The 10,168-nt window shown below is 69.3% G+C and carries 10 protein-coding genes; 6 read left to right on the top strand and 4 right to left on the bottom strand.

Annotated features, from left to right (window positions below):
• The first annotated feature begins 366 nt into the window (after positions 1 to 366).
• Both ABZX02_RS05270 and ABZX02_RS05265 read left to right on the top strand, forming a co-directional pair.
• Entirely contained in the window at positions 367 to 1,740 is a 1,374-nt protein-coding gene (locus tag ABZX02_RS05270) for a mycothione reductase (RefSeq protein WP_355294986.1), read from the top strand.
• A 64-nt stretch (positions 1,741 to 1,804) separates the two neighbouring features.
• On the top strand, positions 1,805 to 2,218 hold the full coding sequence (locus tag ABZX02_RS05265) for a hypothetical protein (protein WP_355294985.1): 414 nt from the start codon (positions 1,805 to 1,807) through the stop codon (positions 2,216 to 2,218).
• Here the strand turns inward: ABZX02_RS05265 and ABZX02_RS05260 are convergent.
• Positions 2,215 to 2,619, bottom strand: a complete 405-nt coding sequence (locus tag ABZX02_RS05260; RefSeq protein WP_355294983.1) for a VOC family protein — start codon at positions 2,617 to 2,619, stop codon at positions 2,215 to 2,217. The two genes, ABZX02_RS05265 and ABZX02_RS05260, sit on opposite strands and share 4 nt — an antisense overlap.
• 61 nt (positions 2,620 to 2,680) lie before the next feature.
• The gene (locus ABZX02_RS05255; RefSeq protein ID WP_355294981.1) at positions 2,681 to 3,868 is read right to left on the bottom strand and encodes an MFS transporter; all 1,188 of its coding nucleotides are present in this window, start codon (positions 3,866 to 3,868) and stop codon (positions 2,681 to 2,683) included.
• 105 nt (positions 3,869 to 3,973) lie between these two features.
• On the opposite strand from ABZX02_RS05255, the gene ABZX02_RS05250 reads away from it, so the two are divergent.
• The 3 genes from ABZX02_RS05250 to ABZX02_RS05240 are packed head-to-tail and all read left to right on the top strand — an operon-like array spanning position 3,974 to position 6,881.
• The gene (locus tag ABZX02_RS05250) at positions 3,974 to 4,645 is read left to right on the top strand and encodes a FadR/GntR family transcriptional regulator (protein ID WP_355294979.1); all 672 of its coding nucleotides are present in this window, start codon (positions 3,974 to 3,976) and stop codon (positions 4,643 to 4,645) included.
• A 44-nt stretch (positions 4,646 to 4,689) separates the two neighbouring features.
• Positions 4,690 to 5,793, top strand: coding sequence for an epoxide hydrolase family protein (locus ABZX02_RS05245; RefSeq protein ID WP_355294978.1), 1,104 nt, complete (start codon positions 4,690 to 4,692; stop codon positions 5,791 to 5,793).
• A complete protein-coding gene (locus tag ABZX02_RS05240; RefSeq protein ID WP_355294977.1) occupies positions 5,790 to 6,881 on the top strand; it encodes a winged helix DNA-binding domain-containing protein in 1,092 nt (363 codons plus the stop codon). The genes ABZX02_RS05245 and ABZX02_RS05240 overlap by 4 nt, the downstream gene beginning before the upstream one ends.
• Here ABZX02_RS05240 and ABZX02_RS05235 read toward each other — a convergent pair.
• On the bottom strand, positions 6,878 to 7,768 hold the full coding sequence (locus ABZX02_RS05235) for a LysR family transcriptional regulator (protein ID WP_355294975.1): 891 nt from the start codon (positions 7,766 to 7,768) through the stop codon (positions 6,878 to 6,880). The two genes, ABZX02_RS05240 and ABZX02_RS05235, sit on opposite strands and share 4 nt — an antisense overlap.
• A gap of 74 nt (positions 7,769 to 7,842) precedes the next feature.
• Here ABZX02_RS05235 and ABZX02_RS05230 point away from each other — a divergent pair, with 74 nt between their 5' ends.
• Positions 7,843 to 8,736 (top strand): EamA family transporter, encoded by an 894-nt coding sequence (locus ABZX02_RS05230; RefSeq protein WP_355294973.1) that lies wholly within the window; start codon positions 7,843 to 7,845, stop codon positions 8,734 to 8,736.
• On the opposite strand, the gene ABZX02_RS05225 is transcribed toward ABZX02_RS05230, so the two are convergent.
• Positions 8,660 to 10,159, bottom strand: coding sequence for a cobyric acid synthase (locus ABZX02_RS05225; RefSeq protein ID WP_355295023.1), 1,500 nt, complete (start codon positions 10,157 to 10,159; stop codon positions 8,660 to 8,662). The two genes, ABZX02_RS05230 and ABZX02_RS05225, sit on opposite strands and share 77 nt — an antisense overlap.
• Positions 10,160 to 10,168: the final 9 nt, after the last annotated feature.

Below are 10,168 nucleotides of genomic sequence, written 5' to 3'. Positions count from 1 at the left end.
TGTGGCCCGCTCTTGGCTCGGCTCGTGATGGGACCCCACCGCCAACGCAACCTTCTAAGCAACGGGCAGCCGCTCTACGCAACAGGCGTGCCATCAGCCCGCCCACAGCGCGGACCCCCTGATCAGATTGCCGGGGTCTGGGGCAGAGCCCCAGGGGAAGCACGCAACAGGCGCCCGCCAACGCAAAGGTCGACAAGACGGAACCGGCGCGTCACGAACGCTCACGCAGGCGTCCCCTCGCAAGAAGACCCCCTCGCAACACAACCTACTCAGCCACCCCGACAAGATCGGCGAGGCGACGCCCGTAACCCCCACGTAAGAAGAGACCAGGGAACACCACCCCACGAGAAATGGTTGGATCCACACGTGAGGCACTTCGACCTGGTCATCATCGGCACCGGCTCCGGCAACAGCATCCCGACGGAAGCCATGGCAGGCTGGCAGATCGCCATCCTGGAAAAGGGCACCTTCGGCGGCACCTGCCTGAACGTGGGCTGCATCCCCACCAAGATGTTCGTCCACACCGCGGACCAGGCCGCAGCCCCGGCCAACGCCAAAAAACTCGGCGTGGACGCCCACACGGACGCAGTCCACTGGCCAGAAATCCGCGACCGCATCTTCAACCGCATCGACCCGATCGCCGAGGGCGGCCGCAACTGGCGCGCCAACGAGAACGCGAACGTCACGGTCTACGAGGGCACGGCCCACTTCATCGACGCGCACACGATCGACACCGGCACCGGCGAGCAGATCACCGCCGACCGCATCGTGATCGCAGCCGGCAGCCGTCCGACCGTCCCCGACATCGCGGACCTGGACACTACGGGCTACCACACCAGCGACACGATCATGCGGCTCGACGAGCTGCCCGAGAGCCTGATCATCGTCGGCAGCGGCTTCATCGCCTCCGAGTTCGCGCACGTCTTCAGCAGCTTCGGTGTCAAGGTCACCGTGATCGCTCGCTCGAACCTCCTGCTGCGCCACGAGGACCTGGAGATCGCCGAGCGCTTCACCGAGGTCGCGAAGACCAAGTGGGACGTCCGCCTCAACAGCAAGACGACGCGCGCCGAGAAGACCGACACGGGCGTGCGACTGCACCTCGAGGGTCCGAACGGCGAGGAAACCGTTGAGGCGCAACAGCTCCTCGTCGCGGTCGGCCGCCGGCCCAACACCGACCTCCTCCAGGTCGGCAACGCCGGTGTCGAGACGCACGCCGACGGCCGGGTCAAGGTCGACGAGTACCAGCGCACGAGCCAGCCGCACATCCTCGCGCTGGGCGACATCAGCTCCGACTACCAGCTCAAGCACGTCGCGAACCACGAGTCGAAGGTCGTGCAGCACAACCTGCTGAACCCCGACGACCAGATCAAGTCCGACCACCGGTTCGTGCCGGCCGCCGTGTTCTCCAGCCCGCAGATCGCGAGCGTCGGCCTGACCGAGGAACAGGCCAAGGAGAAGGGAATCCGGTACGTCACCGCGAGCCAGGCCTACGCGTCCATCGCGTACGGCTGGGCGATGGAGGACACGACCGGCTTCGCGAAGCTGATCGCGGACCCGGCCACCGGGCAGCTGCTCGGCGCGCACATCATCGGCCCGCAGGCGTCGACGGTGATCCAGCCGCTGATCCAGGCGATGAGCTTCGGCCTGGACGCGAAGTCCATGGCACGTGGGCAGTACTGGATCCACCCGGCCATGCCCGAACTGCTGGAAAACGCGCTTCTGAACCTTCCGCTGGACTGAAGCCCCCGAACGACAGGGTCTTCCGCCGCTGCCAGAATCCGGCGGCGGCGACCACGATGCAGCGATGACTGACAGAGTCCTCGTCGCGTACACGTCGAAAATCGCCGCCACGGATGAGATCGCCGAGATCATCGGCACCGAGCTCGCCGGCTGCGGACTGAGAGTCTCCGTGCTCCCGGTCGCCGCGGCCGAGTCGCTGCACGGGTTCGGTGCCGTGATCATGGGGGACGCGGCGGCCCGTGACGCGCACCGGTTCGTGAAGCGGCACAGGCTTTCCCTGAAACACACACCGATGTGGCTGTTCCACCGCGGCACACCACCCGTGCCGAACGACGTCACGCGCATGGTCCGCCGGCTCGGTGCCATCGGGCCGGTCAGCTTCGGCGGCGCGGCACCGGACTGGGACCGCGCCAAGGCCTGGGCCCGCTACCTCGCCGACCAGCTCACGGTGCTGCACCGCGGTTTCGCGTCGAACTAGGCCTGCTGGATCCGCACGGTGTTGCCCGCCGGGTCGCGGAACACGCAGTCCCGCGCGCCCCACGGCTGGTCGGTCGGCTCCTGCACGACGTCCGCTCCACCCGCCTGCAGCTTGTCGAACGCGCCGTCGAGATCGGGCGTGGCGAGGTTGATGAACGCGTACGACCCGTTCTCGATCATCTCGGTGATGGCGGTGCGCTGCGACTCGCTCAGCCCCTCGGCCATGGCCGGCGGCTCCAGCACCACGGACGACGCCGCACCGGCGGGCGCGACGGTGATCCAGCGCATCGAGCCTTGGCCGACGTCGGCGCGGACCTCCCAGCCGAGCAGGTCGCGGTAGAACGCGAGCGAGGCGTCGGGGTCGGTGTGCGGCAGGAACGTGGCGTGAATGGTGATGTCCATGCCGGCAACGCTAGGACCGGCGCGAACGCGTCGCTTCTCGATTCCTGACCGACTGCCGGGACTACACGTAGCGGGGACGCCCGGCGATCATGCCGAGCGCGGTCAGCGCGGCCAGCAGCACGAGCTGCAGCGTGAGCGACACGGTCCAGGTGCCGGTGGCCTCGCGCAGCACGCCGAACGCGAACGGCCCGGACGCGGCGATCAGGTAGCCGAGGCTCTGCGCCATCGCCGAGAGCCGGGCGGTGTCCGAAGTGGACTTGGTGCGCAGCGACATCACCAGCAGCGCCAGCGGGAACATGCCCATGCCGAACCCGATCAGCACCACCCACAGCCCCGGCGCCGCGGCGGGCGCCACCAGCATCCCGAGCATGCCCGCGAACGACAGCACGCCCAGCGCCAGCACCATCGGCGCCTGGCTCGAGAACCGGGCCGCGATCGGCGGCACGAAGAGGCTGACCGGCACGCTCAGCAGCATCGAGACCGCGAGCAGCATGCCGGCGGTGTTCCGGTCGACGCCCGAGTCGACGAGCATCGCGGGCAGCCAGCCCATGACGGTGTAGGCGAACAGCGACTGGAGCCCGAAGAACACCGTGATCACCCACGCCAGCGGGCTGCGCAGCAGCGAGCGCTTCTCGGCGGGAGCGGCCGAGCGCACCACGGAGGCGGCCTCACCGTGCCGCGCCCCGGCGAACCACACGACGAGGGCACCCAGCGACAGCAACGCCCACGCGCCGACAGCGAGGCGCCACGACCCGAGCCAGTCCTCCAGCCGGGGCGTCAGCGCGGCGGCCAGGGCCGCGCCCGCGGCCAGAGCGCCCGTGTACACACCGGTGATCAGGCCGACCTTCGTCGGGAAGGAAGCTTTCACCACCACCGGGATCAGCACGTTGGACACCGCGATGCCCGCGCACGCGATGAAGGTGCCGCCCAGCACGACCCACGGACCGTCGATCACGCGCAGCACGAGGCCGAGCGTGAGCACCCCCAGTGACAATCCGATCGCGCGAGCCATGCCGAGGCGGCGACCCAGCCAGGGGGCCGCGAACGCCGCGAAGCCGAAACAAAGAGCCGGAACGGCCGTCAGCGCGCTGGTCCAAGCGGCCGAAACCCCCAGGGCGGCGCGGACATCCCCGAGCACCGAGGCCAGACTGGTCACCGCCGGACGGAGATTCGCGGCAGCGAGGGCGACCCCGATCGCGAGCACCGTGGACCCGACCAGCGGAACGTGACGATTGATGACGACCGTCACCCTGCGACCTGGATCGGTGGCAGTCTGTGCGGCAAGAGTCGTCTGCTTCATCGTCACGCGCACCACTATCGCAGACGTAGGATGTTCGGATGAAAGGATGACGCTGTGCCGTTGGCCACTACCCGGCGGGCGGGTCTCGTCGACCAGGTGATCGAGCAGATGCGCGGCGCGATCACGACTGGTGAATGGCCCGTCGGGCAGCGCATCCCGCCCGAGCCCGAGCTCGTCACCGCGCTCGGGGTGGGGCGGAACACGGTCCGCGAGGCCGTGCGCGCGCTCTCCCACGCCGGTTTGCTGGAGGTGCGGCAGGGCGACGGCACGTTCGTCCGCGCGACCAGCGAGATCTCCGGCGCGGTCCGCCGCATGTGCGGGACCGAGCTGAAGGAGGTGCTCCAGGTCCGCCGCACCCTCGAGATGGAGGGCGCGCGCCTGGCCGCGAAGCACCGCACGGACGCCGAACTGGCTCGCCTCACCGAGTTGCTGAGCAAGCGCGACGCGGCGATGGAGGCCGAGCAGTGGGCCGAGGTGATCGAGCACGACACCGCGTTCCACGTGCTGCTCGTCCAGTGCTCCCACAACACGCTTCTAGCCGAGCTCTACCAGGGCTTGACCGAGGCGGTCAAAGCTTCGGTGGCGGCTTCTGTCGACACCAGCCAGCCTGGTCGGGACCAGGTGTCGCACACCGGGCTGCTGCACGCGGTCCGCGACGGTGACCAGGAAAAGGCGGCGATCGAGGCAGGCGGGTTCTTCGAGGAGCTGATCGAGAAGTTCTGCTGAAACGCGGACAAAGGCTGTCCGCACGAGCTCATAGCGTGGGGGCCATGGAGATCACGCCGTTCCGCATCGAGATCCCTCAGGCCGAGGTCGACGACCTCCGGGCACGGCTCGCGAACACCCGCTGGCCGGAGGAGGACCTCCCAGGCGTCGGCTGGTCGTACGGCATCCCGCTGAGCTACCTCCGCCCGCTCGCCGAGTACTGGCGCGACGGGTTCGACTGGCGCGCGCAGGAAGAACGGCTGAACTCCTACCCGCAGTTCACGACGGAGGTCAGCGGGCAGCGCATCCACTTCCTGCACGTCCGCTCGGCCAACCCGGACGCCACCCCGCTGCTGCTGATCCACGGCTGGCCCGGCTCGGTCGTCGAGTTCCTCGACGTCATCGAGCCGCTCTCGCAGGACTTCCACCTCGTCATCCCGTCGATCCCCGGGTTCGGCTTCTCCGGCACGGTGAAGAAGCCGGGCTGGAACGTCCTGCGCGTCTCGTGGGCGTTCGCGAAGCTGATGGAGGGGCTCGGCTACGACCGCTACGGCACGCAGGGCGGCGACTGGGGTTCCGGCATCGCGCAGGAGATCGGCCGCGTGTTCCCCGAGCAGGTCATCGGCGTGCACGTGAACATGCTGCAGACCTTCCGGCCGCAGGGCGTCAACGACCTGAGCGCCGAGGAACTGCGCGCGCTGGAGTCCCTCGACCACTACCAGAAGGAGCTCTCCGGCTACATGCACCTGCAGCGCAGCCGGCCGCGCACGCTGTCGTACGCGCTGACGGACTCCCCGGTCGGGCAGCTCGCGTGGATCGCGGAGAAGTTCCACGACTGGACCGACAACGAGGGCGCGCCCGAGGACGCGGTGGACCGCGACCAGATGCTGACCAACGTGTCGATCTACTGGTTCACCGGCACGGCGGGCTCGTCGGCGGCGCTGTACAAGGAGCAGTCGGCGTCCTGGGGCAACCAGCAGCCGTCGACCGTGCCGACCGGGGTCGCGGTCTTCCCGCACGACCTCAGCCTGCCGGTGCGCTCGCTCGCGGAGAAGACGATCCCGTCGATCGTGCACTGGACGGAGTTCGACCGCGGCGGCCACTTCGCCGCGATGGAGGAGCCGGACCTGTTGGTCCAAGACATCAGGAAGTTCTTCGGATCGCTGTGAGCACAACACTTTCGAACCGCACCCTCAACCGCACGCTGCTCGCGCGGCAGCTGTTGCTGGAGCGCACGTCCATGCCGATCGTGGACGCCGTCGAGCACCTCGGCGGCCTCCAGGCCCAGGCCCCGATCCCGCCCTACCTCGCACTGTGGGCCCGCCTCAAGCCGTACAAGGTCGACGCGCTGAGCAAGCTCATCATCGACCGCTCGTTGGTCCGGATGACGTTGTGGCGCGGCACCTTGCACCTGATCAGCGCGAACGACGTCTACCTGATGCGCACGGCGTTGCAGCCCGAGCTGAACAAGTGGGCGAAGATCGTGATGCCGCCCGCCACCCGCGTCGAGATCGACCTGGAGAAGCTCGCGCGGATCACCCGCGAGTACATCGACGCCGAACCGCGCACGGTCGCGGAGATCGGCGCGCACCTCGAGGAGCACTTCCCCGAGGCCAAGGCGCGCGAGATGTCCACGCAGGCGCAGATGCTGGTGCCGATGATCCAGGTGCCGCCGCGCGGGATCTGGGGCGTGGGCGGCATCCCGCAGAACGTCGCGATGGCGTCGTGGCTCGGCCGGGAGCTTCCGGAGAAGGCGGCCGTGCCGGAGCTGATCCAGCGGTACCTGCGCGCGTTCGGGCCGGCGACGCTCGCGGACATGCAGGCCTGGTCCCGGCTGATCGGGCTGAAGGCGCACGCGGCCGACCTGGACCTGGTCGAGTACAAGAACGAGGCCGGGAAGGTGCTGCTGGACGTGCCGGACGGCGTGATCGTGCCCGAGGACGTCCCGGCACCCGCGCGGCTGCTGCCCGCGTTCGACAACGTGCTGCTCGGGCACGCCGACCGGCAGCGGATCATGAGCGAGGACGCGCGGTCGCGGTGGGGGGCGGTGCGCAACGGCGTGTTCCCGCCGACGTTCCTCGTGGACGGGTTCCTGCGCGGCACCTGGAACGTCGTGGAGACCAAGGACACCGCGACGCTCACGATCGAGCCGTACTCCAAGACGTTCAAGAAGGACCTGGCCGGGGTGATCCGCGAGGCCAAGGCGGTGCTCAAGGTGATGGCGCCCAAGAAGGTCCACGTGGTCGCCGCGCCCTAGGCGATCTCCCTGATCACGTCGAGCGTCGCGGTGATGGCGGGCCTGCGCGAGGCCTGGGTCCGCCACACCGCGTACAGCCGGCGCGTGGGCGTGGGGCGCAGCGGCACGATCTTGACGTTGTCCGGCACTTCTCCCCTGCCGAGCCGCGGGATGAGCGCGACGCCGATCCCCTTGGCCAGCAACGCCATCTGCGTGTGGTACTCGCTGATCCGGTACGCCACCACCGGTTCGATGCCCGCGCCGTGGAACGTCCGCTCCAGCCAGTCGAAGCAGATCGACCCCTCGACCTGGCAGATCCACCGCTCACCCGCGAGGTCGACCGGTTCGAGGAACTCCTTGCGCGACAACGGGTTCGAGTCCGGCACCAGCACCTCGGCGACGTCCTCGCCGATGAACTCGCGGGACAGCGACTCCGGCACGGGCAACGGCGTGTTGGCCCAGTCGTGCACGATCGCGAGGTCGAGTTCGCCGCGGGCGACGGCCTCGGTGGCGTAGGGCGGGTCGATCTCGGTGAGCCGCACGTCGAGCCCCGGGTGCTGGTCGGCGAGGCGCACCAGGACGTCCGGCAGCAGGCCGCGGGAGGCCGTGGCGAACGCGCCGATGCACAACCGGCCGATCGCGGCGCCGCGTTGCTCCTCCAGCGCCACCTCGGCTTCCTCGACGAGCTTCAGCACCTGGCCGGCGGTCTCGGCGAGCAGGCGGGCGGCGTCGGTCAGGCGGACGCCCCGGCCGGCGCGTTCCAGCAGCGTGGTGCGGGTCTCGCGTTCGAGCTTGGCGATCTGCTGCGACACCGCGGACGGTGTGTAGCCGAGCACGTCCGCGGCGGCGCCGACCGTGCCGTGGGTCGCGATGGCGTGCAGGGCCTTCAGCCTGCCGAGATCAAGCATGTAGCGATGCTAAACCCATCAGGTTAGAAAGCGGAACTGGTGCTAAATAGTTCGCACGGCGCAAGCTTGGTCGCATGAGTCCCCGTCACGTCCTGCTCGCCGTCCTGGTCGCCGCCATCTGGGGCTTCAACTTCGTGGTGCTCAAGGTCGGCCTGGACGAGTTCCCGCCGATCCTGTTCTCCGCGCTGCGGTTCCTCGCGGCGGCCGTGCCCGCGATCTTCTTCGTCGGACGGCCGTCGGTCGCCTGGCGCTGGATCATCGCGGTCGGGCTGGTGCTCGGCGTCGCGAAGTTCAGCTTCCTGTTCGTCGGTCTCAAGGTGGGCATGCCCGCCGGGCTGGGCTCGCTGGTGCTGCAGAGCCAGGTGATCTTCACGACCGCGTTCGCGGCCGTCGTGCTGCACGAGCGCCCCAGGCCCGTGCAGGTCACCGGCATCGCGCTGGCGATCGGCGGGATCGGGCTGATCGCGTGGGACTACGGGATCTCGTCGCCGTTGCTCGGATTCGCGCTGGTGGTCATCGCGGCGGCGTGCTGGGGCGTGTCGAACGTGCTCATGCGCTACGCGCGGCCGACCGACACGCTGCGGTTCATGGTCTGGGTGAGCGCGGTCGCCGTGCTGCCGCTGTTCGGGCTGTCGGCGCTGACCGAGGACATGAGCGCGCTCGGCCGCCTCGACTGGTCCGGTGCCGCCTCGGTCGGGTACGTCGCGTGGATCTCGACCCTGCTCGGCTTCGGCATCTGGGGGTTCCTGCTGCGCCAGTACGAGTCGTCGGTCGTGGCGCCGTACTCGTTGCTGGTGCCGGTGTTCGGGATCTTCTCGGCCTGGGCGTTCCTCGGTGAGGACCTCTCCGCGGTGCAGCTCGCGGCCGGCGGCCTGGTGCTGGCGGGCCTCGCTATCCCGCAGTTGCTGGGGCGCCGGGCGGCACGAACGGAAGTCCTGCCGGAGCCCCTCGTTCCAGCAGGTCGATGACGGCCTTGGTGTCGAGGTGATCGGCGACCAGGTCGCCCAGCAGGTCCAGCTGGGCCTCGCGGGCGGCCTGGAAGCTCACCTCACCCGGCTCGAAGTCGCGGCCCGCGCGATCGGCGGCCCAGAGCAGGAACTTCCGCCGGAACGCGTCGTTCTCCAGCAGACCGTGCCAGTGCGTGCCGAGCACGCGATCGGTCTGTGCGCCCTCGTCGCCGACGAGCGGCCGTTCAGCGTTGCGCACAACCTGGCCGTGATGGATCTCGTAGCCGGTGACGGGCTCGTCCCACGCGACGTCCGACGGGGTGGCGAGGGTTTTCTTTGGTTGGAAGCGGATGTCGACGTTGAGGAGGCCGAGGCCGTCGACCGTGCCGCTGCCCGATTCCACGTCGTCCTCGATGCGGCGCGACAGCATCTGGAAGCCGCCGCAGATGCCGAGCACCGGCCCGTCGAAGCGCTGGATCGCCTGCGCCAGACCGGTTTCCCGCAGCCAGGCGAGGTCGGACACGGTGGCCTTGGAGCCGGGCAGCACGACCAGGTCCGCGTCCTCCAGCCGGGACGGCTCGGTCACGAACCGCACGGACACACCGGGTTCGCACGCCAGCGCCTCGACGTCCGTGGCGTTCGAGATGCGCGGCAACCGGATCACGGCGACCCGCAGCCAGTCGCGTTGCGGAGGCTGCGGGCGGCCGATCACGCCGTCGGCGTTGTAGGACAACGAGTCCTCGGCGTCGAGCCACAGTTCCTCGCGCCACGGCAGCACGCCGAGCACCGGCCGTCCGGTCAACGCCCTGAGCTGGTTCAGCCCCGGTTCGAGGAGTCGTTCGTCACCGCGGAACTTGTTCACGACGAAGCCCGCGATCAACGCCTGGTCCGCCGCGTCCAGCACCGCGACCGTGCCGAAGAGGTGCGCGAACACCCCACCGCGGTCGATGTCGCCGACCACGAGCACCGGCAGGTTCGCCTTCGTCGCGAGCCCCATGTTCGCGATGTCGTTCGCCCGCAGGTTGATCTCGGCCGGCGAGCCCGCACCCTCGCAGATCACGACCTCGTGGTCGCGCCGCAGTTCCTCCAAAGTGGACAGCACGGTGCCGAGCAGCTGCTGCTTGCGCTCGCGGTAGCTCAGCGCGGACACCTCACCGACCGCCTGCCCGAGCACGACGACCTGGGAGGTGCGATCACTGCCGGGCTTGAGCAGCACGGGGTTGAACCGGACGCTGGGCTCCTGGAACGCCGCCCGCGCCTGCAGCGCCTGCGCCCGCCCGATCTCGCCGCCGTCGAGCGTGACGAACGAGTTGTTCGACATGTTCTGGGCCTTGAACGGCACGACGTCGACCCCCTGGCGTGCCAGAAAGCGGCACAGCCCGGCTACCAGGACGCTCTTGCCCGCGTCGGAGGTCGTCCCACAGATCAACATCGCGCCCCGCATGGACGCCAA

Source organism: Lentzea sp. NPDC003310 (genome assembly GCF_040610935.1).
GTDB lineage: Bacteria > Actinomycetota > Actinomycetes > Mycobacteriales > Pseudonocardiaceae > Lentzea.
Note: the sequence above shows the minus strand (reverse complement) of the source record. Positions and strands in the feature narration are given on the sequence as shown.